Annotated in this window: 22 protein-coding genes and 1 tRNA gene; 6 read left to right on the forward strand and 17 right to left on the reverse strand. The window is 34.1% G+C overall.

The genetic code is table 11. The features are described 5' to 3' along the window. Positions 1-173: 173 nt before the first annotated feature. The 7 genes from P7122_RS08615 to P7122_RS08645 form a co-directional block, all read right to left on the reverse strand. Complete coding sequence (locus tag P7122_RS08615; RefSeq protein WP_278005386.1) at positions 174-3,824, reverse strand: sigma 54-interacting transcriptional regulator; 3,651 nt, start codon at positions 3,822-3,824, stop codon at positions 174-176. Positions 3,825-4,152: 328 nt separating this feature from the next. Then, positions 4,153-4,226: transfer RNA gene (locus P7122_RS08620), tRNA-Asp, on the reverse strand. Between the two features lie 76 nt (positions 4,227-4,302). Next, positions 4,303-5,232, reverse strand: coding sequence for a DUF58 domain-containing protein (locus tag P7122_RS08625; RefSeq protein WP_278005387.1), 930 nt, complete (start codon positions 5,230-5,232; stop codon positions 4,303-4,305). A gap of 253 nt (positions 5,233-5,485) precedes the next feature. Continuing rightward, positions 5,486-5,803, reverse strand: coding sequence for a thioredoxin (gene trxA, locus P7122_RS08630; protein WP_185787894.1), 318 nt, complete (start codon positions 5,801-5,803; stop codon positions 5,486-5,488). Positions 5,804-5,917: 114 nt separating this feature from the next. Continuing rightward, positions 5,918-10,303: a DNA polymerase III subunit alpha gene (gene dnaE, locus P7122_RS08635; protein ID WP_278005388.1), complete on the reverse strand. Its 4,386-nt coding sequence runs from the start codon at positions 10,301-10,303 to the stop codon at positions 5,918-5,920. 165 nt (positions 10,304-10,468) lie between these two features. Beyond that, entirely contained in the window at positions 10,469-10,918 is a 450-nt protein-coding gene (locus P7122_RS08640; protein ID WP_278005389.1) for a ferritin-like domain-containing protein, read from the reverse strand. Positions 10,919-11,113: 195 nt separating this feature from the next. Continuing rightward, positions 11,114-12,370 (reverse strand): DUF6252 domain-containing protein, encoded by a 1,257-nt coding sequence (locus P7122_RS08645; protein WP_278005390.1) that lies wholly within the window; start codon positions 12,368-12,370, stop codon positions 11,114-11,116. A 216-nt stretch (positions 12,371-12,586) separates the two neighbouring features. On the opposite strand from P7122_RS08645, the gene P7122_RS08650 reads away from it, so the two are divergent. The 5 genes from P7122_RS08650 to P7122_RS08670 all read left to right on the forward strand — a co-directional run bounded on the left by P7122_RS08650 (position 12,587) and on the right by P7122_RS08670 (position 16,844). Beyond that, positions 12,587-13,087: a 30S ribosomal protein S16 gene (locus P7122_RS08650; RefSeq protein ID WP_278005391.1), complete on the forward strand. Its 501-nt coding sequence runs from the start codon at positions 12,587-12,589 to the stop codon at positions 13,085-13,087. 127 nt (positions 13,088-13,214) lie between these two features. Further along, positions 13,215-13,745, forward strand: a complete 531-nt coding sequence (gene rimM / locus P7122_RS08655) for a ribosome maturation factor RimM (protein WP_278005392.1) — start codon at positions 13,215-13,217, stop codon at positions 13,743-13,745. 82 nt (positions 13,746-13,827) lie between these two features. After that, positions 13,828-14,541 (forward strand): tRNA1(Val) (adenine(37)-N6)-methyltransferase, encoded by a 714-nt coding sequence (locus P7122_RS08660; protein WP_278005393.1) that lies wholly within the window; start codon positions 13,828-13,830, stop codon positions 14,539-14,541. A 111-nt stretch (positions 14,542-14,652) separates the two neighbouring features. Next, positions 14,653-15,831: an acyl-CoA dehydrogenase family protein gene (locus P7122_RS08665; RefSeq protein ID WP_278005394.1), complete on the forward strand. Its 1,179-nt coding sequence runs from the start codon at positions 14,653-14,655 to the stop codon at positions 15,829-15,831. 116 nt (positions 15,832-15,947) lie between these two features. Further along, entirely contained in the window at positions 15,948-16,844 is an 897-nt protein-coding gene (locus P7122_RS08670; RefSeq protein WP_278005395.1) for a metallophosphoesterase family protein, read from the forward strand. 136 nt (positions 16,845-16,980) lie between these two features. On the opposite strand, the gene P7122_RS08675 is transcribed toward P7122_RS08670, so the two are convergent. The 8 genes from P7122_RS08675 to trmB form a co-directional block, all read right to left on the reverse strand. Next, positions 16,981-17,316, reverse strand: coding sequence for a 2Fe-2S iron-sulfur cluster-binding family protein (locus P7122_RS08675; protein ID WP_278005396.1), 336 nt, complete (start codon positions 17,314-17,316; stop codon positions 16,981-16,983). 50 nt (positions 17,317-17,366) lie between these two features. After that, positions 17,367-18,428, reverse strand: coding sequence for an NAD(P)/FAD-dependent oxidoreductase (locus P7122_RS08680; protein ID WP_278005397.1), 1,062 nt, complete (start codon positions 18,426-18,428; stop codon positions 17,367-17,369). Between the two features lie 69 nt (positions 18,429-18,497). Next, on the reverse strand, positions 18,498-18,737 hold the full coding sequence (locus tag P7122_RS08685; RefSeq protein WP_278005398.1) for a NifU family protein: 240 nt from the start codon (positions 18,735-18,737) through the stop codon (positions 18,498-18,500). Positions 18,738-18,740: 3 nt separating this feature from the next. Further along, entirely contained in the window at positions 18,741-19,877 is a 1,137-nt protein-coding gene (locus P7122_RS08690; RefSeq protein WP_278005399.1) for an Mrp/NBP35 family ATP-binding protein, read from the reverse strand. A 232-nt stretch (positions 19,878-20,109) separates the two neighbouring features. After that, positions 20,110-20,988, reverse strand: coding sequence for a hypothetical protein (locus P7122_RS08695; RefSeq protein WP_278005400.1), 879 nt, complete (start codon positions 20,986-20,988; stop codon positions 20,110-20,112). Positions 20,989-21,014: 26 nt separating this feature from the next. Further along, positions 21,015-21,344, reverse strand: a complete 330-nt coding sequence (locus P7122_RS08700) for an MGMT family protein (RefSeq protein ID WP_278005401.1) — start codon at positions 21,342-21,344, stop codon at positions 21,015-21,017. Then, complete coding sequence (locus P7122_RS08705) at positions 21,344-21,976, reverse strand: LysE family transporter (protein WP_278005402.1); 633 nt, start codon at positions 21,974-21,976, stop codon at positions 21,344-21,346. The genes P7122_RS08700 and P7122_RS08705 overlap by 1 nt, the downstream gene beginning before the upstream one ends. 3 nt (positions 21,977-21,979) lie before the next feature. Beyond that, a complete protein-coding gene (gene trmB, locus P7122_RS08710; protein ID WP_278005403.1) occupies positions 21,980-22,654 on the reverse strand; it encodes a tRNA (guanosine(46)-N7)-methyltransferase TrmB in 675 nt (224 codons plus the stop codon). 65 nt (positions 22,655-22,719) lie between these two features. On the opposite strand from trmB, the gene P7122_RS08715 reads away from it, so the two are divergent. Further along, the gene (locus P7122_RS08715; RefSeq protein ID WP_278005404.1) at positions 22,720-23,763 is read left to right on the forward strand and encodes a glycosyltransferase; all 1,044 of its coding nucleotides are present in this window, start codon (positions 22,720-22,722) and stop codon (positions 23,761-23,763) included. Here P7122_RS08715 and P7122_RS08720 read toward each other — a convergent pair. Together P7122_RS08720 and P7122_RS08725 are read right to left on the reverse strand one after the other, a co-directional pair. Continuing rightward, complete coding sequence (locus tag P7122_RS08720) at positions 23,746-24,789, reverse strand: sensor histidine kinase (RefSeq protein ID WP_278005405.1); 1,044 nt, start codon at positions 24,787-24,789, stop codon at positions 23,746-23,748. The two genes, P7122_RS08715 and P7122_RS08720, sit on opposite strands and share 18 nt — an antisense overlap. Next, the gene (locus P7122_RS08725) at positions 24,789-25,472 is read right to left on the reverse strand and encodes a response regulator transcription factor (protein WP_278005624.1); all 684 of its coding nucleotides are present in this window, start codon (positions 25,470-25,472) and stop codon (positions 24,789-24,791) included. The genes P7122_RS08720 and P7122_RS08725 overlap by 1 nt, the downstream gene beginning before the upstream one ends. Positions 25,473-25,583: the final 111 nt, after the last annotated feature.

Below are 25,583 nucleotides of genomic sequence, written 5' to 3' on the forward strand. Positions count from 1 at the left end.
ACATTTTTTTCATGCCAATACTTATGCCAAAAGCTATAATGCGTTTGAAATTATTTTGTAAAATGCTGAAATAGTGGCTCTTAAATTTCACATTAAGAAAAATAGAAAAAAACACACTCACGGAATACCGTTGATTATTTAAGAAAAAACAGTTAATCAGCGGATAGCCGTGACTACTCTGGTCTTTTGATTCCCAGCTTTTTCATTCGATCTCTCAACGTACTAGGTTTTATATCTAAGAGCTTACTTGCTCCATCTTCACCATCAATCTTCCAATTGGTTTTTTTGAGAATTTTTATAATATGTGCTCTTTGAGCTTCATCTAGAGTAAATACTGTTGATGATATTAACTTCTCCTCTGAGGATTCTGGAGAAGACTCAAACGTAGGTATAGACAACATCTCATTATTAGAAAGAATAACAGCTCTTTCTATTAAATTTTCGAGTTCTCTTATATTTCCTGGCCATGCATAGGTTTGCATGTTTCGCTTTGTGGTTTCTGGTATGTATTTTATGCTCTTACTATATTCTTTACTGAATTTATTGACGAAATGCTCTATTAAAATAGGAATATCCTCCACTCGCTCTCGTAATGGTGGCACATGAATTGGAAAAACATTAATTCTAAAATAAAGATCTTCTCTAAAATTTTTATTACTTATCTCTGCTTTAAGATCTTTGTTTGTAGCTGTAATAATTCTTATATCAACCTTTTGTGTTTCAACACCACCAACCTGCTCAACTTCAGACTCTTGAATTGCTCTTAATAATTTGGGCTGCATCTCTATTGGCATTTCACCAATTTCATCTAAAAACAGTGTTCCTCCATCAGCTAACTGAAACTTACCTAGTTTATCATTTATTGCTCCTGTAAATGCACCTTTTTTATGCCCAAACAACTCACTCTCTATTAATTCCTTGGGTATAGCCGCACAGTTAACCTTAATTAAAGGCTTGTTTTTTCTTGGGCTTATGTTATGAATTGCTCTTGCTAACAACTCTTTTCCTGTTCCCGATTCACCTAACAACAAAACAGTTGCATCTGTTACAGCAACCCTTTCTACCTCAGTTAAAACCTTACTAAAAGCCACACTACCATAAACCATTTCTTCATAATTAAAAACAAGACCGATCTCCTCTCTTAAATACACGTTCTCTTGCTCTAACTCTTTTTTTAGTTTATTTAATTCAGTATTTACTTTTAAGAGTTTATCATTTGCTTCAATTAATTTGTTTTCTGCCAACTTGCGCTCAGTACTTTCTATCATTAATGAGACGACATTTACTATGGATGCCGCAAAATTCTCTTCTTCTGGTGTAAAAACCCTTTTTTCACCCGAGTTTTCAAAACTAATTATACCATAATTAGACTCTCTTCCATAAATCACCAAATCTAACCTGGATGTTATATTGTATGGTACAAAATATTCTTCTGCAAATGCCTTAGTTACCGAGTCCTTAACAACGTCTTTTATGTTTATTAAACTCTTATTTTCAAATGCTTTAAAATATTCTGGATAATCGTCTTTAGTTATTACAAGACCATTTTCGTCATAATGATTCTCTTTAGCATTGTAGTAGAGCTTACTTAACAGCTCTGAATTATCATTCTGATATTGCCAAACAGTAACTCTACCTACATTTAAGGCTTTTGCAGAAACCGTTACGATTTCTTTTAAAGCAGCTTCAAAATCTTCGCCCACCAAGCCTACCAGCTTCATTATTGTTCGTTTTCTCTGTAAAGCGATAGCTGCATTATCCTTAAGCATTTTATCTGCTTTTACACGGTCTGTGATATCCATGACAGTAGAGAAATACCCTATTTTTTTTCCTTGATTATCTTTTATACTAGATATCTCAACAGATATAGGAAAACGGTGGCCTTTTTTATGAACGTAAACACTCTCAAACTTTCCATTTAGGGTTCCTGCTTTTAGTTTATCGTACCTTAAATCTACCAAATCCCTTATTTCGGGTGGCGAGAAAGGAAATGGCCTCTGCATTCCTACCAATTCCTTTTCTGTATAACCCAACATATTACAAAATGCTGGATTAACTTGTATTATTTTAGCATCTAAATCAATTACAGCCATACCATCATGCATGGTATTTATTAGCATAGATGAAAATTCGTTTTCTAATTTCAACTTATTTTCGGCCTCTTTTCTTTCTTGAGACTCTACACAAAGCGAAACTATATTAGCAATAGAAGAAGCAAACTCCTCATCTTCTGCACTCCAAATCTTTTTAGATCCAATATGCTCAAAACAAATTATACCATAAGTGCCTTTAGCGCCTTGCACAAAAACATCCATCATAGATGTTATTCCTAAAGGATCTAAGTAACTCTCTGTAAACTCTTTGGTAACCTTATCTTTTCTTGCATCATTAGCCCTTATGGTTTTATACTTTTTTAAGGCTTTAAAATAATTTGGATAATCTTTAGCTTTTAATCTTAGATGATTACCGTGTGTATTATCCTTAAGACTATATACATTTTGACAATGAATCTCGGTATGATCTTCGTTTAGACTCCAAACACTGACTCTGGCCACATTTAGTATTTTTGCAGACATCGAAGTTATCTCCTTAAATACCTTATCTAAATCATCACCAACTAATGATGCCAGTTTTAAAATAGCTTCTTTACGTTCTGTAGATTTTTTTGCTTTATCCTCTAATGTTTTTTTAAGCTTAATGTCCTGAGAGATATCTTTCATTGTGCCAAATAGCGCAATAGCCTCCCCTTTATCATTCTTTATATTTCCGGTTGCAAATGATGCTGTAAAATGCTCTCCGTTTTTTCTTATAAACTCAAATTGAAACGGAGGTATATCACCTTTGGAAATGCTTTTGTTTTTCTTCTCTATTTCAGCAAAGTCTTCGAGTCTGGCAAATGGATAGGGCAAATCTAAACCTATTAATTCTTCTTTAGAATATCCAAGTATTTTGCAAGTAGAATCGTTAACCATAAGTATCTTACCTTCTAGATTAACAATAATCAATCCTTCTTGCAGTGATGCCATCAACTCTTCTGTAAATTTCTTTTCTTTCAGAAGTTTTTTTTCTGATTTATCTAATTCATTAATATCTATTACAGAACTATTGATATAAAATTCTCCTGCTATTTGCAACTTCACAAGAGATAGTAACACTTTCTTTTTTTCTCCTGTCTTACTTATCATATGATACTCAAAAGAGTCTAAACTTTGTTTATCAGAAAGCTTCTCTCCTATTAAGATTGCATCCTCCAAGCTCAAAAGATTCAGATCTAATGCCGTCTTCCCTATAACCTCTTCTCTAGAGTAGCCTATGAATTTTTCCCAAGCTTTATTTACATATATATATTTCTTATCCGAAACACTGGTCAGAGACTTGGGAATTGGACTATTATTGAATAATTCTATAAAAGCCGTATCACACTCAAGAAATTCATTAATATCCTGATAGCTATCCCTAGAAGTAAGCAACACCAAGTACTCTTTTATTGCTTTTCCATCCTTTTTTATCGGCTCTATTATGGCATTAAACCTTTGTTTAGTGCCATTTTTAGAAACAACACTAAAACTATCTAAGCATGTCTTACCTTTTAAAAGATTAGGTTTATTTTTTTTAATTTTTTCTAAATCAACAGCGCTAAAAACAGCATCATTTTGCTTTGTTAATTTTGCTTGAGAGACACCTATTAATTCAGAAAATGATTCACTTGCAAACAAGAGTTTTCCTTCTATACTAAATAATAGCATATGCGAGCTATTAGTCAAAATCATTTCTAATTGACTATTATTTAAGCCTCTAAGTATTTCACCCACAGTAAAACTCATCAAAAGAAGTTTTTGCACTAGAAATTAATAAAAAAAAATAAAATTTAAAAACCACCTAGAATTCAACACAGTGATTTCATACAAATAAAATAAACACAAAAATAAAAATTGCAAAAAAAAGAAGGCTTTTAAACTAAAAATCAACATCTTAAAAAAGACAAAACCATATAAAAACAAAAAAGCATCCCGATTTTCTAAAAAGAAAAAAGGAAAGCCTTTCATTGGTAAATATCCAATTCTATTGGATTTCTACTACGTCTCAGATATTCATCTGAGCACAACACAACGTCTTTATACTAAAAAAGCTCCTGTTTCCAGAAGCTTTTTGCGGTCTGGACGGGACTCGAACCCGCGACCCCCTGCGTGACAGGCAGATATTCTAACCAACTGAACTACCAGACCGTTGCATAATTGCGAGTGCAAATATACACTGTCTTTTTAATTACACAAACAAAAATTAAAAAAAAATTTAATTAATTTAAACAAATTTTTGACGCTCAACCATATAGGTCGTCAATATTTGATTAAATCCTTTTCTTATATCTGCTTCTACATACTTTATCCTGTATTGACCGCATTTTAATTTCAAAGTTTTGAAATATGAACTTACTGCTTTTTCGTAATTATCTTTTATATTATCGGGATATAAATTGATGTATTCTCCTGTTTCGACATCGATAAATCGTTTTGGCCTATTATCAAATTCAAAGGTTAATTCCTTTTCCTTATCAAACACATGAAAGAGTACAACTTCATGTTTATTATGCTTTAAATGTCTTAGTGCTTCAAATAATTTCTCATCATCTTCAGATGTTTGAAACATGTCCGTAAACACAAAAATTAGAGATCGTCTGTGGATTTTTTCTGCAATTTGATGCAAATAAGTATACGTCTCAGTACTCTTAGATTCTGGCTTAGATATAACAGCTTCGCTTAATTTGCTCAATAACATTTGATGATGGCGTTCACTCCCTTTTTCTGGAGAATAAAAATCATAAGCATCACTATAAACACTCAATCCTACTGCATCGCGTTGCTTTTTTAATATGTGCATTAAAGATGCACAAGCTAAAGCCGAAAATGCCGACTTATTAAGATTACCTATGCTTGTACCAGCAGATTCTGGATAATGCATAGACGTACTGTTATCTAATATAAGATGGCATCGCAAATTGGTTTCTTCATCGTAGCGTTTTGTGTACAGTCTATCTGTTTTAGCAAAAAGCTTCCAATCAATATGCTTAGTGCTTTCTCCCTGATTGTATATTTTATGCTCTGCAAACTCAGCAGAAAAGCCATGAAAAGGACTTTTATGCATGCCTGCAATAAAACCTTCGACAACTTGCTTTGCTAATAGTTCAAGGTTTTTAAACCCTCCTGTTTTGTTAAGTTCTAACTGTAAATCCATAAGCTCATCCTCACCTTCCCAGTGGGAAGGAATTTGCTTTCTTCTATCTCAGTGTTTAATATAAACTGCATGCTATTTTAAACGAATACTATAAACCTCATTAGAGATTTAGCTAGCGCTGAACCTAAAGGTTTCTCGTCGCTCATACTTTCTCTATAAGAATGACAGACACTTGGTTTAAAACAGCTATGAAACTAAAAAAGGTTTGCCTTAAAGACAAACCTTTTATCATTTCTTTTAGAGTAAATTCTTTTTATAAAAGTGCATCAATAGCTTCTGCGTATGCATTTTTTGGAGCAACTCCTACTTGGCGACCTACAACTTCACCATTTTGAAATACTAATACTGTAGGTATATTTCTTACACCATATTTTGCTGCAAATTCTTGGTTAGCATCTACATCTACTTTACCTACTACAGCTTTACCTTCATATTCCGAAGAGATTTCGTCAATGATTGGTCCAACCATACGACATGGTCCGCACCAAGCTGCCCAAAAATCTACCATTACTGGTTTATCACTTTTTAATACTGTTTCTTCAAACGTTGCATCTGTTATCTCTAATGCCATAATATCTATTATTAATTAAGTTCTACTTCTATTACGCAAAATTAGTCAAAAATTCTGCCAAACCTTACAATGGTTGTATTTGTTTTGATTATGCTCATATTGTTTTGACTAATACTAATTTAGCTTATATTTCACATCCAAGCCTTTTAACTCTTTGAGTAATTCTTGGGATATTTTTATTTTTTGAATCCTGCTCGGCATCGTTAGCTTTAACTTTTCGGAATTATCATAAACCAAAAAGTTTAAACTCTTAGTACCTTCATGCATTCTTATAAGATCTTGAAGCTTTAATATCGTATCTTTTTGCAAATCATGAATATTAAGTTGAATAGATAATTTTCTAGCATAGGTTTCCATTACATCGTGCAATAACTGAAAATTATTAAACTGAATTCTTGGATCTCCTTTCTTACCTGTATCTCTATTAGTCCAACCCTCACGCACAAAAGCGCGCACATAGACAAACGAATTTACCACAAAGAAATGCCTAAACTTTAAATAATCTTCTCCAAAAATTCTAAATTCATAACTATCTGTATAATCCTCAATTGTGAACAATGCCCAACCTTTGCCTTGCTTGCTTACACGATGCTGCACATCTGTAACAACACCACCAAAAGTAATTTCTCTATTAACTACAGCTTCTAAGTCGTTAAAAACAGAAATTGTCCCATTACAGAAATTCTTCATTTCAATTTTGAAATCATCTAGCGGATGACCGGAAATATAAATTCCGACCACTTCTCTTTCTCTAGATAATTTTTCCATCGTTCCCCAATCCTCACAAGGAGGCACTTGTGGTTCTGCTATTTCTACTCCACTAGCTTCCCCAAACAAACTTACTTGCGCTGAATTTTCGTTTTCCTGATGTTTAGCTCCATATTTCATTGCTTTTTCTAAAAAGGTAACACCATCACCTTCGTGCGCAAAATACTGTGCTCTATGTGTATCTTCAAAACAATCAAAACCACCAGCATAAGCTAAACCTTCAAATGATTTTTTGTTGGCTGCTCTCAAGTCTACACGTTTGGCTAAATCGAAAATAGATTTATAATTACCACCTTCTTTTCTGTTTTCTACAATGGTTTTTACAGCTCCATGTCCTACACCTTTAATTGCTCCCATTCCAAAACGAACTGCATTATCCTGGTTTACCGAGAATTTATAATAACTCTCGTTAACACTTGGCCCAAGCACTGGCAAACGCATACGCTTACACTCTTCCATAAAGAATGTTACCGACTTGATATCATTCATATTATTAGAAAGAACAGCTGCCATATATTCTGCTGGATAATGCGCTTTTAGATAAGCTGTTTGGTATGCAATCCAAGCATAACAAGTAGAGTGCGATTTGTTAAATGCATAACTCGCAAAAGCCTCCCAATCCTTCCAGATTTTCTCAAGCTTGGATTTATCCATGCCTTTAGCAGCAGCCTGTTCAATGAATTTAGGCTTCATTTTATCTAGTACTGCCTTTTGCTTTTTACCCATAGCCTTACGCAAGACATCGGCTTCACCTTTGGTAAAATCCGCCAGTTTTTGCGACAATAACATTACCTGCTCTTGGTAAACCGTAATTCCGTAAGTTTCTGCTAAATACTCTTCTGTTTCAGGTAAATCGTAAACAATTTCTTCATCTCCATGCTTACGACGAATAAAACTCGGAATATATTCCATAGGACCTGGACGATACAGAGCGTTCATAGCAATAAGGTCATCAAAAACCGTAGGCTTTAAATGCTTCATGTGCTTCTGCATTCCTGGTGATTCATATTGAAAAATCCCAACTGTTTCACCTCTTTGGAACAACGCATAGGTTTCTTCATCATCTAGCGGAAAATTCTCTGGATCGAGCTCTATACCATGCTTTGCTTTTACAATCTTAACCGTATCTTTAATTAAAGTTAAGGTCTTTAATCCTAAGAAATCCATCTTCAGCAATCCAGCACTTTCTACAACAGAGTTATCGAACTGTGTAACGTATAAATCTGAATCTTTTGCTACCGAAACAGGCACATAATTGGTAATGTCACCAGGCGTAATAATAACACCACAAGCGTGAATACCTGTATTTCTAACAGAACCTTCTAATACTCTTGCCTGGTTAACTGTTTCTGCCTGTAAACCTGAACCGTCTGAAATATTAAGTAGCAGATTAACTTTCTCTAATTCTTCTGCTCTAAACTTGCTTGCTAACTCTTTTTCGCTCTTACCAAATATTTTTCCGAGCTTAGACATATTCGGAATTAACTTGGCAATATGATCCGCTTCATTTAATGGTAAATCCAACACACGTGCTGTATCTCTAATTGAAGATTTAGCAGCCATTGTACCATAGGTAATAATTTGCGCTACCTGATTGGCTCCATATTTATCGATAACGTATTGCATAACACGACCACGACCTTCATCATCAAAATCGATATCGATATCTGGCATACTCACACGATCTGGATTTAAGAAACGCTCAAAAAGTAAATCGTACTTTATTGGGTCTATATTGGTAATCCACAAACAGTACGCTACTACCGAACCTGCTGCCGAACCACGACCAGGACCAACGGACACATCCATTTTTCGGGCTTCGCGAATAAAATCTTCTACAATAAGGAAGTAACCAGGATAACCTGTATTTTCAATAACACTCAACTCAAAATCGAGACGTTCTGCTATTTCTGGCGTAATCTCTCCGTAGCGCTTTTTAGCACCTTCGTATGTTAAGTGCCTTAAATATGCATTCTCACCTCGTTTACCATTATCTACTTCATCCTCTTCATGTTTGAATTCATCAGGAATATCAAAAGCAGGAAGTAATACATCACGAGCCAGTTCAAAAGGCTCAATTTTATCAACTACCTCCTGAATGTTCACAATAGCTTCAGGAACATCTCTAAAAAGCGCTTTCATCTCTTCAGTTGACTTGAAATAGTATTCCTGATTTGGTAATCCGTAACGATAACCACGACCACGACCTATTGGTGTTGCTTGTTTTTCACCATCTTTTACACACAACAAAATATCGTGCGCATTGGCGTTTTCCTGTTCTACGTAGTAAGTATTATTTGTAGCAATTAGCTTAACGTCGTGCTTTTGAGCAAATTGAATAAGTACTTGATTGACACGATTTTCATCTTCCTGATTATGACGCATCAATTCGATATACAAGTCCTCACCAAAGGTGTCTTTCCACCAGATTAAGGCTTCCTCGGCTTGATTTTCACCAATATTCAACACCTTACTTGGTACTTCTCCATAAAGGTTTCCTGTTAAACAAATAAGATCTTCTTTGTAGTGCTCTATGAGTTTTTTATCAATTCTTGGCACATAGTAAAAGCCGTCCGTAAAAGCTGCAGATGACAACTTAGCCAAATTGTGATAACCTTTTTTATTCTTTGCCAAGAGAACGATTTGGTAACCGTTATCTTTTCGGGTTTTATCTGTATGGTCTTCACAAACAAAAAACTCACAACCAATAATAGGTTTTATTAGTTTTCCTTTCTTTTCTTCACCATTCTCTTCGGCTTCTTTATGCTTTGCTTTTACACCCTTGTTGTGAGCTGAGACAGCACTCACAAAGTGAAACGCTCCCATCATATTTCCGTGATCTGTCAACGCAACTGCAGGCATATTTTCTTTTGCCGCTGCAGCTACTAAATCTCCAATACTGATGGTGGATTGTAAAATTGAAAACTGAGAGTGGTTATGCAAATGCACAAACTCTGCATCAGCCAATTTTGCAATAGCCTCTTTATTTGTTTGTGTTGGTATTTCTTGAGATTGCTCCTTTTGAAGCCTTGCATTTATCTTAGCGCTTTCGCGTTTAAGATTAAGATGCTTTAGTCCAATTAACTGAATTGGTTGCGGATTTTCTTCAGAAAATTTCTCAAAATAATCTGGCTGAACATCTAACTGCTCTTTAGTATATTCTTTTCGTCTAACTAATTCTAAAAAACAACGAGTTGTAGCTTCAACATCGGCAGTTGCGTTATGTGCTTCAGCAAATGGTTGATTAAAAAGAAATTGATGTAATTCTGTTAAGGTTGGAAGTTTAAACTTTCCTCCTCTACCTCCTGGAATCTGACAAAGTGAAGCTGTATGCTCTGTACAGGTATCTAATACTGGTAATTCTTGTAATTGGTTTGCAACATCCTCTCTTACAAATTCGGCACCCATAATGTTAAGATCGAACCCAACATTCTGACCAACCACAAATTTAGTTTTCTCTAAAACAGCATTAAATTTTTCTAAAACTTCGGCAAGAGAAATACCTTGTTCTGCTGCCAACTCTGTAGAAATGCCGTGAATTTTTTCAGCATCGTAAGGTATATTAAAGCCATCTGGCTTAACCAAATAATCTTGATGATCTATACAATTACCCATAGCATCATGCAACTGCCATGCTATCTGAATACACCTTGGCCAGTTATCTGTATCTGTTATTGGTGCATCCCAACGCTTTGGTAAACCTGTGGTTTCGGTATCGAAGATTAAGTACATAAATTACCTGTTTTAGACCTTGAAAAAAGAGTATGAATTTGTCGTAAAAATAGCCCTTAAAATTACATAGAATTTCGACTTATCTGAAGGTAAGTTGTCAAGAGTTTTAAACATAAAAAAAGCCACGCAAAAGCGTGGCTTTATCTTAACCTAAACCAGAAGTGATTATGACAACACTTCTTCATATAATTTTACTGAATTAATTGCTGCTTCAATCGAGTTTCTTTGCTCGCGTAGCAAATCAGTTAATCTAGATGGAAAATTATTATTACTTAACAATTCATTATACTCATCTAAACTAGTTTTTTCTCCTCTTAAGGCTTCCTCTAAAATTGTTTCTTCATTATTTGAAGAAAAGGTTGCTCTTAAACTCATCCAATTCCTATGCATTGTTCCTTTAAAACTTCCTGAGTCTTCCGGAATTTCGCCATAAGTGATGATTTCTGTTCTCAATTGGCGCGCAAATTTAGATCGTTGCTCTGCCATGTTTTTAAAGAAGTTTTTTACACTTACATTATCCACTTCTGAGATTGCGTTAATGTAACCTTTCTCTGCATCATAATTTTTCACTAGCAGTTCATTTAACTTGTCTGAAATTTTTTTCTCGTACTTCATAATATCTTAGTTCATTTTTTAATTCCAATAAGTTCTTTATAGATGCGTATTGTTTCACATCTGCATTTATAGTATAACATTCATACACCACGAAGTCAAGTAATTTAACACCATTTAATAGTCTTTAACAGCCTTTAACAAAAAAGCGCTATTTGAAAATTTCAAATAGCGCTTTTGTTTAGTTTTATGCTTTCCTTAGGCCTGAAGATAATCTGGCACACCGTCTCCATCTGTATCATCGTTAGTTGGATCTCCGTCCATATTAGCATCTTCGTTTATGGTTAATATACCATCACCATCATCATCTGTATCTAAATAATCTGCATCACCATCTCCATCTGTATCTGTAGGATTACCATCTTCATCTAACTGCAACTCTACAGAAGTTGGAACACCATCACCATCGTCGTCGTTATCTAAATAATTTGCAACACCATCACCATCAGTATCGTCGTTTGTTAAATCTCCATCTCCATTAAAATCTTCAAAAACATTTGGCACACCATCACCATCATCGTCACCACAGTCTAAACTATCAATTTCAGCTTGTATTGTACCATCTTCATCACCACAATAGTATATCTGCTCCTGAAGGTATAATTGGTACTGAGCGCATTTCTCATCAAACTCACCCATTGTTGCCGTATTATATTGTACTTCAGCTTCATTTCTATTTGTTGTAGCCATTTCGCAACTTATTTGGCAAGCACCTAAATCATCTATCATCTGCTGAATTGAATCATCTAAATCACCACAATAACCTTGTTGAGTAACTAAAGCTTGTCTGTAAGCATCACACGCTGCCTCAAACTCTGTTGCGTCTATAAACCCATTTTCGCCAGGTTGCTGCGCTAGATCATAAGCTGCTTCTGCAATATCTGTTGCCATTTGAGCATCTACACAAGTAATTGGATCTGCAGGAATTGAACCAGAAATTAATGGTACTCTATAAAATACACCACCATAAATAGGGCCACTTTGACCAGTCACAGGATCTACACCTGTTTCACCAGTTAAACCTGTAAAATTAACAGATCGAAGCCCAGACTCATTAAAAGCAGTAAATCTAAATGTACCTGTAAATCTATTATTGTCTATTTCATTTAATCTTATTTCTCCATATTCTGGATACACAGACACATCTGGATGAGGTCTGTAATTAGTTGAGTACACTGTACCATCTGCTGTTGTAAAACGCGCTTCAATGGTATTAACATCTCCAAACACATAAACACCAACTGCAACCGTAGGTATTGTTAATTCGAGGGTTTCAATATTATTAGTTCCAAAAAGTGTTAAAAATCCATTTTCATCAATACTTGCTGAGAAAGCTTTTGCTCTCCATGACGTTCCATCTAAAGAACCTTGAAATGCAGGAGTATTAAACTCAACTTCATCACCACAACTAAATACTGTTAATAAGAATAGAGATAAGACAATTAATTTTTTCATTATTTGTAAAGAGATTAATGGTTGCTTCAAAAATATAACGAAACAAGAAACCCAAAAGTATAATATTTTTTTTAATAGACTCACTCTTCATCACTCGTTTTGTTTAAATTACTAAACTTTCAGTTTAAAAGACTAAAAGACTATAGATTAAAAAAAATATATTATCTTTGCGCCCTCATTAATAACAGAGGTCGAGAACCTCATTAATTAATTATTATGCCTGTAAAAATTAGATTACAAAGACACGGTAAAAAAGGAAAACCTTTTTACTGGATCGTAGCAGCGGATTCTCGCGCTAAAAGAGATGGTAAATACTTAGAAAAATTAGGTGCTTACAATCCAAACACAAATCCTGCAACTATTGACCTTGATGTAGATGGAGCTGTAAAGTGGTTAGAAAATGGTGCACAACCAACTGACACTGCTAAAGCTATTTTATCTTACAAAGGTGCTTTATTAAAGAAGCATTTAGCTGGTGGTGTAAAAAAAGGTGCTTTAACTGAAGAACAAGCAGAAGCTAAATTCAACGCTTGGTTAGAAGAAAAAGCAGCAAAAGTACAAGCTAAAGCAGAAGGTTTATCTAAAGCAGATGCCGATGCTAAAGCAAAAGCTCTAGAAGCAGAAAAAGCTGTAAACGAAGCTCGTATCGCAGCAAATGCTCCTGTAGTAGAAGAAGAAGTTGCTGAAGAAGAAACTGCTTCTAACGAAGAAGAATAAAAAATTTATTTTTATACTTTTAAACCCTGGCTTTATCGTCAGGGTTTTTTTATTCCCATAAAAATGGGAATCTCATTAAATTAGAGAACATATTTAAAAAATATTTCTGCCTTCGCAGGATGTAAGCATGAAAAAAGAAGATTGTTTTTACTTAGGAAAAATCGTAAAAAAGTATAGCTATAAAGGAGAACTTTTAGCTAAACTAGACACTGACGAACCCGATCTTTATGAAAATATTGATGCGGTTTTTATGGATCTCAGAGGTAACCTTGTACCTTTTTTTGTAGAAGCATCACAGTTGCACAAATCAGATTTACTACGATTAAAGTTTGAAGATGTAGACAATGAAGCCGATGCTGAAGCGTTAATTAAATCTGAGCTTTACTTGCCCTTAGACCTACTCCCAAAATTAGAAGGGGACAAATTCTATTACCATGAAGTAATAGGTTTTACTATTACAGACAGCAACTTTGGCACTGTTGGAATTATAAAAGCCATCAATGATACTACAGCGCAAGCCCTTTTTGAAATAGATAGAAATGGCACAGAAATTCTAATTCCAATGAATGACGAATTTATCGTTAAAGTTGACAAACCAAATAAGACTATTGAGGTTGAAACTCCTGAGGGATTGATTGAATTATACTTAGAAAACTAGCTGTCATTCCTACGAAGACAGGAATCTACTTCGTATAAATAAATTTTAAAATGGACTCCTGCCTTCGCAGGAATGACAAAACATGAATAAACCATTCAAATTCAAACAGTTTACAGTAAAACAAGATCGTTGTGCTATGAAAATTGGTACTGATGGTGTTTTACTTGGTGCTTGGACCTCAGTAAAACGCAATCCTTTTAGCGTCTTAGACATTGGCTCTGGCACAGGAATCCTAAGCCTTATGATAGCTCAAAGAAGTTTTGCTGAGCAAATTGAAGCAATAGAAATAGACGATAATGCTTACGAACAATGCTCCGAAAATTTTGAAAATTCACCATGGAACGATCGCTTGTTTTGTTATCACGCCTCCCTTTTAGAGTTTGTTGAGGAAGTAGAAGATGCTTTCGATTTAATTATTTGTAACCCTCCTTTTTATTCCGAAGATTATAAAACTGAAAATAAATCCAGGGATTTAGCACGTTTTAACGATGCCATGCCTTTTAAACATATTATTTATGCTGTAGCACATTTGCTAGCTGAAGATGGTTTGTTTTCAATTGTTATTCCAAAAAAAGAGGAAGATGATTTTGTTGCTTTAGCCAGCACTATAGGACTTTTTCCGCAGCGCATCCTTCATGTAAGAGGTAATCCTGATGCTGATGTAAAACGTAGCTTAATTGAATTTAGCTATACTGAAAAAGAGGTTGAAATTTCAGAATTAATTATTGAAACGGACCGTCATAACTACACCGAAGACTACATTAATCTTACCAAAGATTTTTATTTGAAAATGTAACGCTTCTATTGGGCAATGAAATCGATTTCGTTACTTTTGTGAAACTTATAAAATAACAGCTTCTATTTTGGTAAATCTTCAAAATTAGAAGTTATAAATATCATAATAAGAATGAAACCAGATTTATTTGAAGCTCCTGACTATTATAACTTAGACGAATTACTTTCTGAAGAACATAAACTTGTACGCGATGCAGCCAGAGAATGGGTAAAACGCGATGTTTCTCCAATAATTGAAGAAGCTGCTCAAAAAGCAGAATTTCCAAAATCTATTATTGGCGGATTAGCAGAAATTGGTGCCTTCGGACCTTATATTCCTGAGGAATATGGTGGAGCAGGTTTAGACCAGATTTCATACGGCTTAATCATGCAAGAAATAGAACGTGGAGATTCTGGAGTACGTAGTACAGCATCTGTACAGTCCTCTCTAGTAATGTATCCTATCTGGAAATACGGTACAGAAGAACAACGTCAAAAATACTTACCAAAATTAGCTTCTGGCGAGTGGATGGGTTCTTTTGGTTTAACTGAACCAGATCACGGAAGTAATCCTGGTGGCATGACTACCAATTATAAAGATATGGGTGACCATTACCTTTTAAATGGTGCTAAAATGTGGATTTCTAACGCTCCTTTCTGCCAAGTAGCTGTTGTTTGGGCAAAAAACGAAGAAGGACGTATTCATGGTCTAATTGTTGAGCGTGGTATGGAAGGATTCTCTACACCTGAAACGCATAACAAATGGTCGCTTAGAGCTTCTGCTACAGGTGAGCTTATTTTTGATAACGTTAAAGTTCCTAAAGAAAATTTATTACCTAACAAATCTGGTTTAGGCGCACCACTTGGCTGCTTAGACTCTGCACGTTATGGTATTGCTTGGGGAGCAATTGGTGCTGCTATGGACTGCTATGATACTGCTTTAAGGTACAGTAAAGAGCGTATTCAGTTTGGTAAGCCAATAGGGCAATTTCAATTACAACAAAAGAAGTTAGCCGAAATGATTACCGAAATTACTAAAGCACAATTATTAACATGGAGATTAGGTGTGTTGCGTAATGAAGATAAAGCAACCTCAGCGCAAATTTCTATGGCAAAACGTAACAATGTTGATATGGCTATAAACATTGCTCGAGAAGCAAGACAAATGCTTGGAGGTATGGGTATAACTGGAGAATACAGCATAATGCGCCATTCTATGAACCTAGAAAGTGTAATCACTTACGAAGGCACACACGATATACATTTACTAATTACAGGTTTAGACATTACTGGTTTAAACGCTTTTAAATAGTAGACAGACTACATTTAGACATTAATTAATGTCATTCTGAAAGAAATTTAAAGAACCTCAATTCAGAGAAATTCTCTTTTTCTTTCAGAATGACATTTTTTATTTACTTTTATTTTATGTCATCAAAAAAACGATTAGATAGAGCTTATAAAAATGCGCATCATATTGCCTTTGACAACACTTCAAAATTTATTTTGTTTAGTGATTGTCATCGTGGTGACAACAGTTTTGCTGATGATTTTGCCAATAATAGAAATATCTATTTTCATGCTTTAAAGCATTATTATTTAGAAGGTTTTAGTTATTGCGAACTTGGAGATGGAGATGAATTATGGGAAAACCTTTCTTTTGAATCCATACTCAACGCACATAAAAATGTCTATTTGCTCATGAAGCAATTTCATGAAGAAAACAGACTACATATGATTTGGGGAAATCACGATATGGTTTATCGTGATCCTAAATATGTTGAAAAAACTTTATCGACCTATTTTGATCCAAAAGTAGGTGAAGATGTCGAACTCTTTTGCGATATCAAATATCATGAAGGTATCGTCTTAAAACACACAGAAACAGGACAAGAATTATTTCTCTGTCATGGTCATCAAGCCGATTGGTGGAATTACTTATTTTGGAGGTGGAGCCGCTTTATGGTTCGTATATTATGGAAACCTCTGAATGTTATGGGTATTGCAGACCCAACAAGTCCTGCCAAAAACTACAAAGAACTTATAAAAGTAGAACGACGTACTAAAAAGTGGATTACCGAAAATAATAACCTAATCACAGTAACGGGTCATACACACAGACCTCGATTTCCAGAACCTGGTGACATTGCCTTTTTTAATGATGGTAGTTGTGTACATCCAAGAAGTATTACAGGACTTGAGATTGAAAACGGAAAAATTTCACTCATTAAATGGCAAATTGTAACCACAGAAGATGGCACATTGAAAATTGACCGTTTTTTGCTTGAAGGACCTACACCTTTGATGGATTATAAGACGGAATAAATTATCACTAAATCAGATGCTCAATAACAACTCTTAATAATAAAAAAATCCGCACTAGTTTTAAAACACCTGTGAAACGTTAGTCTCTATATATCTTAGCTTGTTTAATTAAGAGATTCCTGCTTCCGCAGGAATTTTAGCTCTCAGGAGCCAACTCTACCTCCAGTCCTTCCAACTCTGGCGTAATATGAATTTGGCAACCTAAACGAGAATTATCTTTTACATAAAAAGCTTCAGAAAGCATTGCTTCTTCATCATCTTGCATTTCTGGTAATTCAGTATCACTCATCACATAACATTGACACGATGCACACATAGCCATACCACCACAAACACCAATGGTGCCTTCTGGAGCAAGTTCATAAGAACGAACCACTTCCATAAGATTCATCGCCATGTCTGTTGGTGCTTCAATTTGATGTTTTACACCATCTCGATCAATAATTGTTATGTTTATATCCGAATCAGTCATACTTAAAATGCTTAGCCATGCTCAGCACGATATCAATTATAATATACAGTTTACTCAATTGCTTTTACCACAGCTTTTGGTGCTTCCTTACGCGTACCATCAAAACCATCAACACCTGCAACTGTAGTGTATTTTAGCACATAACGTTTTCCTGGGTTTATAATCTGATAAGCTGCCTGACACATTAAAGTAGCTTCATGAAACCCACAAAGAATAAGTTTTAATTTTCCTGGATAAGTATTTCCATCACCAATGGCAAAAATACCAGGAATATTAGTTTGGTAATCTAGCGCATTATTTACTTTAATAGCATTTTTCTCTATCTCTAGTCCCCAATTTGCAATTGGTCCTAACTTAGGAGATAGTCCAAAAAGTGGCACAAAATGATCACATTCTATCTCAAATTCTTTTTCTATATGCTGCGCTTGTTTTACTACAACGGCTTTTACTTTATCGTCACCGACAATACCAACAACTTCAGCAGGAGTTATAAGATTAATCTTGCCTTTATTTTTTAACTCCTGAACTTTCTCAACAGAATCTAAGTGACCTCTAAACTCGTTTCTACGGTGAATTAAGGTAACTTCTGAAGCGACATCGCTTAAAAATATACTCCAATCTAATGCAGAATCTCCACCACCTGCAATAACAACTTTTTTGTCTCGGTAAAGTTCTGGTTCTTTTATCATATACTCTACTCCTTTATCTTCAAAATCTGTGATATTATGAATTAAAGGTTTTCTAGGTTCAAAACTACCTAAACCACTTGCTATAGCAACAACTGGTGCTTGGTGTTTTGTACCTTTATTTGTAGTAACAATGAATGTACCGTCTTCTTGTTTTTCTATAGTGTCTGCACGTTCACCTAATGTAAAACCTGGCTCAAACTGCTTGCATTGTTCTAACAGATTTTTTGTAAGATCATCTGCTAATATCTCAGGAAAACCTGGTATGTCGTATATTGGTTTTTTAGGATAAAGTTCTGAGCACTGCCCTCCTGGTTGTGGTAATGCATCTATTAAATGGCATTTTAACTTCAAAAGTCCTGCTTCAAATACAGCAAAAAGACCAGTAGGTCCAGCACCAATTATAATTATATCTGTTGTAATCATGGATTTAGAATTGGATGTAAAATTACTAATGTTAATACAGAGATTATGTGACAAATATCACCTAACTGATTATTCTACATTAATAACTTTTTCAATTTGAGGAGCGTATTTTTTTATGGTCATTTCTACCCCAGATTTTAATGTCATTTGATTAACACTACAAGAGGTACAAGCACCTGTTAATTGTACTTTAACCAACTTATCGTCATCTATAGACAATAAATTAATATCTCCTCCATCACTTTGTAAGAACGGACGGATTTCCTCTAATGCTTTTTCAACATTTAATTTTAATTCTTCTGAGCTCATCTACTATTTCTTTACAGCAGAACATCCTGCCATTGTTGTAATTTTTATTGCTTCGGTTGCTGGTAGACTTTTATTTCTATTAACAACTTCTTGTACTACATTCCTTGTAATATCTTCAAATGCTTCTTCTGTTGGCGTTGCAGTTTGCAAGGCTGCTGGTCTACCAACATCACCTGCTTCTCTTATACTTTGCACAAGTGGTACTTCTCCTAAAAACGGAACCTCTAAATCTTCTGCTAAGTTCTTAGCACCTTCTTGTCCAAAAATATAATATTTATTTTCCGGCAATTCGGCAGGTGTAAAATAAGCCATATTCTCAATAATACCTAGCACAGGAACATTGATACTGTCTTGCTGAAACATTGCAACTCCTTTTTTAGCATCTGCCAAAGCTACATTTTGAGGAGTACTCACCACTACTGCTCCTGTTATAGGCATTGCCTGCATAATACTTAGGTGGATATCCCCTGTTCCTGGAGGTAAGTCTAATAATAAGAAATCTAATTCTCCCCAATCTGCATCAAATATCATTTGATTTAATGCTTTTGATGCCATTGGTCCTCTCCAAATTACAGCTTGGTCTGGTCTTGTAAAAAATCCTATAGAAAGTACTTTTACTCCATAATTTTCTACAGGTTTCATTTTCGATTTTCCGTCAATATTTACAGATAATGGTCTTTCATTTGCTACATCGAACATAATAGGAATAGACGGTCCGTAAACGTCAGCATCTAAAACACCTACTTTAAAGCCCATTTTTGATAATGTAACAGCTAAATTGGCTGTAACTGTTGATTTACCAACACCACCTTTTCCTGATGCTACTGCTACAATATTTTGAATACCAGGAATTGGCTCACCTTTTATTTCGTTAACCACAGGTTTTGCTGGTGCTTCTACCTTTATATTTACTTTGATTTTTGCCTTTTCATAAACCTCTTTATGAATAGTTTGAAGAATTTCTACTTCAGTTTTTTTCTTGGCCTGAAGGCTTGGATTTTTTATAGTTATATCTACTATAACCTCATCACCAAAAGTCACCACGTTTGTCACCGCACCACTATCTACCATGTTTTGACCTTCACCTGGTGCTGTTATAGTCTTAAGCGCTTCTAGTATATCTTTTTTATTAAGTTTCATCTGTACAATACTTCATTCAACAGTTTATGAGATAGAATTGATTTTAGAGTTAAAAAGCAACTAAAATCACTCATTCATAGCTCATTTCACTTGTTTATCTAGATTTTTTCTAAATGCAAAGATACGTAATAAACCTAGATTTGAGAAGATGAATACTTGAAGTTATTTATATATAGATTGATAGAACAAATACATTGCTGAATGTAAATTTCTGCTAGCAAAAAAGAGAAAACTAATTATTTAAAAACATCCATTTCAGCTTTTGGGATATCGTTATTGAATCTCTATTAGCTAGCCTTTGTTTTGTCTTCTCAATAATTGAGTCTGGTTGAAATTGAGAATAGTTAATAAAGCCTTCAAACTCATTTGAATAAAAAACCTTGTCAAACGATCTAAACTTTACACGTAGCTTTGTTTTATAATCTCCTTTATATCTTTTAACGGTAGTAAGTAAATAATGCTTAGGCCTTAAAACATAATCTCTGTGACCTGTTCCACATAAAAATCCGTATTGCTCAAAATATTCAACCGGTTTCCACTCATTATTTTTATTCTTAGCTTCAAGTAAAATAAATAACTCTGTTATTATAGGTGCTTGAATCACGGTTTGACTCTCGCCATAATTATATATGTATACTGGATAAGTTTTATAATGGACTCTTTTTCTTTGTTCCATTTTTAATAATAGTTCCTCAAACTCTTTATCAGTATTATATTCGTATTCATACTCATAAACTCCATTTTCTTTATCATAAATAGAATCCTTAATCTTTGGTGGTGGAGGTGGCGGAATACTAAAAAAATTAAATTCACTAGTATGAAAATCTAGATTCTTATCATCTACAAAAATTTTTAGACTGTCGTGAATGTAGAAGTTTTCATCGTATTCACCAAAATAATTTTGTTCGTCTTCTTTCTTGTCATTCAAATTAACAGAATCCTTGAAGTTTATTGCATAAACAACAGGATTTGCTGCTAACATTAATTTTGAATCCTCCGAGATAATACTATCAAATTCTTGAGTTGTAATTATAGGATAGGTCTCAATACTACCTCTGCCTGTGCATGAAAACAGACAAACAAGAAAAAATACAACGATACTGTTTTTCATAGGAAAGGAAAAAGCAAAAACCATACCTAGATTTCTTTTGAAGGATCCCAAAACAAGGCTTCAAAATTTTGTATTTGATTATCTACAACCTCAACACCTTCGTTTTCTAGCAATTGTTGCATAAGGTTTGTTCCTTCAAAATGATGCTTACCTGTTAATAATCCTTTTCTATTAACGACACGATGTGCTGGCACATCTTTTTCTCCAGAACTATTCATAGCATAACCAACAATACGAGCACTTTTGGTTGAGCCGAGATACTTAGCGATTGCACCATAGCTCGTAACTCTTCCTGAAGGGATTTGCCTTGCCACTTCATAAACTTTTTCAAAAAAACCAAGAGTTTCTGGTTTCATTATAACTCTTTTAAGATATTAATTAGTGTAACCAAAGCAACCAGCCCTGTAATAATCCCTATGCTGTAATTCATACTTTTTTGAGAAGTGATTTTTTTGTCTTTAATTCTATCAAAAAAGAAGATATAGAAGTATAACATTACAAATGTTCCCATAGCAGCACCTGTTACATAGGTTACAATATTGGTTTTTTCAAAATTCATCCAACCAAAAGACGACAACGTAATGGTCATATACGCCTGATAAGGTATTGGAAACACATTTAAAGCAGACAAAAGCATACCATGAAAAAAACGGCTTTGCTTACTCATAACGTCTTCATCTTCTACATTAGCTTCTTTTTGGTTTCTTGCTACCACCAAAAAATATATGGTAATAAGTACAAAAATTACAAAAGCAACACGCTGAAGTATTTCTACAATATCTGGTCTGTTTGATAAATAGCGTGCAAAAATAGCAGCTAAATATGTTTGTATAAAAACAACCACACACACACCTGAAGAAAATGTTATGCCGCGACCTGGACCTTCCTTTAGACTAATTTTTGCTGCTGTCATATTTAGCAATCCTGGCGGAATTACACCTACCAATGCCACAAAAAGTCCTAGGAAGAAAACAACTGTAATGCTCAAATTTTAGTTGATTTTGAATCTAATATACGTAATTGCTTTGTCTTTTTCTAAATACTGGTTCTCATAAAAGGTTTGTATTTGAGTAACCTCTTCTGGACTACCTTCTAATTTGTACACATTATGATTAGCATACAAGACCTCATACCCTAAACCATGCAATAGTCCTAAAGTATAGCCATGCATAAACTCACTATCTGTTTTAAGATGCATTAGACCATTGGGTTTTAGAATTTTTTTGTATCGATCTAAAAACTGAATATTGGTTAATCTATGCTTTGTTCTTTTGTATTTTATTTGTGGATCTGGGAAAGTAATCCATATTTCATCAACTTCGTTGGCTTCAAAAACATACTCGATTAGTTCTATCTGTGTTCTAATGAAAGCTGCGTTATTTATATCTTCTTCAACTGCTGTTTTAGCACCTCGCCAAAAGCGAGCTCCTTTTATATCTACACCTATAAAATTTTTATTTGGGTAACGTTGTGCTAAACCAACTGTATACTCACCTTTACCACAACCTAGCTCTAACACTATTGGGTTATCGTTTTTAAATACTTTTTCGCGCCATTTTCCTTTTAGATTATAATTACCTTCTGTTAGCTCTTCTCTGGTTGGCTGAAACACATTATCAAAGGTTTCGTTTTCTTTAAATCTTTTGAGTTTATTTTTACTTCCCACGTTTTACTGCTTATTAATAATTTGGTAAAATTAAGGAAACATTTTAAGGTTTATCTTTGCTTTTGATGAAAAGGATTTTAATTGCTCCATTAAATTGGGGTTTAGGACACGCTACACGCAGTATTCCTGTTATAAATGCTTTAATAGCAAATAAATTTGAACCTGTTATTGCCAGTGATGGTGAAGCACTTAGGTTATTAAAAAAAGAGTTTCCTCAACTTCAATCGCTTGAGCTTCCTTCTTATAACATTACGTATTCAAAAAAAGCAAATAGTTTTAAACTAAAGCTTATTAAGGATTCGCCCAGTTTATTAAAAACAATAAAAAGAGAAAAAAAGGTTACTGAAAGCCTTGTAAAGTCTGAAAATATTTCAGGAATTATTTCTGACAATAGATTTGGAGTAAGAGACAAAAATATTCCCTCTGTTTTTATAACACATCAGTTGCGCGTCCTTAGCGGAAGTACAACATGGCTTAGCTCTAAACTTCATCAAAAAATCATTTCTAAATTTGACGAATGCTGGGTACCAGACCATAACGGATCAAAAAATCTTAGCGGTAATCTAGGCCATATAGGAGGCTTTGAATCTCCTATAAAATACTTAGGACCACTAAGTAGATTTGAAAAACAAAATTTAGAAAAAAAGTATGATCTCCTTGTGGTTTTATCTGGACCAGAACCTCAACGCTCTTTTTTAGAAATAAAGTTGCTTGACCAATTACAATCTTTTGATGGTAACGTTTGCTTTGTTAAAGGTCTTATTGAAAACGAACAACGCAAAACACAGATAAACCATATTACAACCTATAACTTTATGGCCAGTCAAGAGCTAGAAAAAGCTCTAAATGAAAGCGAATTGGTTTTAAGCAGATCTGGCTATACTTCTATTATGGACTATGCTAAACTTGAAAAAAAAGCATTTTTAATACCTACTCCTGGACAGTTTGAACAAGAATATTTAGCTAAGAAATTTAAAGAGGAACTCATAGCTCCTTGTTGTAAACAAAATGATTTTGAAATTGAAATGCTGAATGAAATTGAAAAATATTCAGGATTTAAATATTTGCAGTACGATCTTAATTATAAAAAACTATTCAACCTTTTCTAGAGTGAACGAAAACTCACTACCCACACCCAACTCACTCTCTACATACATTTTTTCATCATGAGCTTCAATAATGTGCTTTACAATAGATAAGCCCAAACCAGAACCACCTTCTTTTCTAGACCCGCTTTTGTCTACTCTGTAAAACCTCTCAAACAAACGAGGTACATTTTCTTTTTTTATACCTTCACCATTATCGGTTACTCTTATTATCGCTTTGTTTTTTATAAGGTTTTCTATACTTACTTCGGTTGTCCCTTTCTCTCTTCCGTACTTTATAGAATTTACAACCAAGTTTGTAAGTACTTGCTGTATCCTTTCAATATCTGCGTAAACCATAATTGGTTGCGCATATTCCATATCAAAAGTTAGGGTAATTCTCTTTTTAGCAGCTTTCATTTCAAAAAGCTCAAAAACATTCTGAACAAGTTTTACAATATCAAAGGTTTCTTTATTGAGACTAAGATCACCAACTTCTAACTTGGTAATCATATCTAAATCCTTGATTATATATGTTAATCGCTCAACCCCTTTACTTGCTCTTTGCAAATACTTTTTTCTAATTTTTTCATCTTCGATAGCACCATCCAACAATGTATCTATATAACCTTGAACAGTAAACAATGGAGTTTTAAGCTCGTGAGAAACATTACCGATAAATTCTTTACGGTATTCTTCTCTAACTTTTAAAGTTTCTATCTCTATTTTCTTATCTCTGGCATATTTATCTATCTCTTTGGTTAGGGTTCCCATATCTGTTGTTATAGGTTGCCTCCTAAGACTTGTAGATTCTAAGAGTGTTAGATCATCATATATTTTCTTTACCCTTCTATAAATAAAATGCTCTACTCTATACTGAATAATTGCAAAACAAAGCGGAAAGCAGATTATTGGAAAAAATACAATCTGCCAATTAAAAGTATGGTAGTAGTATAAAAAAACACTCACAAGGAGTGTTGCAAAAATTGTAACATACAATGAGGTTCTAAAAGCGAACTTATATGTTTTTTTTATGTTTTTTTTCTGCATTAGTCTACAAACTTGTACCCAACACCTTTAACAGTTTTAAAAGATTTGTCTCCTATCTTTTCACGAAGTTTTCTAATATGAACATCTATGGTTCTTCCGCCAACAACGACTTCATTTCCCCATACTTTGTCTAAAATTTCTTCGCGCTTAAAAACTTTACCAGGCTTGGTTGCTAACAAAGATAATAATTCAAACTCTTTTCTAGGCAGAATAATTTCTTCACCATTTTTAGTGATTTTATATTCTTCTCTATTAATTATTAAGTCTCCTATTTTAATAGACTCGTTAGGATTATCGGTATCCTTAAGTCTTCTAAGTAGCGCTTTCACTTTACTAACAAGCACTTTTGGCTTTATAGGCTTTGTTATATAATCATCTGCACCAGCATCAAAACCTGCTACTTGAGAATAGTCTTCACCTCTTGCGGTTAAAAACGTAATGATAGTATTATTTAACTTAGAATCTTGTCTAATACGCTCACAAGCTTCTATACCATCCATTTCTGGCATCATAACATCTAGTATGATTAAATGTGGTTTGTGCTTCTTCGCTTTTTCAATAGCTTCTACACCATTTTCACCTGTTATAACCTGGTAACCTTCTGATGTTAAGTTATAACCTACAATTTCTAAGATATCTGGCTCATCGTCTACCAATAGTATCTTAATGTCCTTTTTTTTCACTGTTAAGATAATTTTAAGCTTGGGTAAAGATAAAATATATCTCATAAAGTAAGTCTTTTATCAAAATTGATAACAATTCTCTAACATTAAAAACCAATACCATGATTACAA

The sequence above is a fragment of the Winogradskyella marincola genome, assembly GCF_029624125.1.
GTDB lineage: Bacteria > Bacteroidota > Bacteroidia > Flavobacteriales > Flavobacteriaceae > Winogradskyella > Winogradskyella marincola.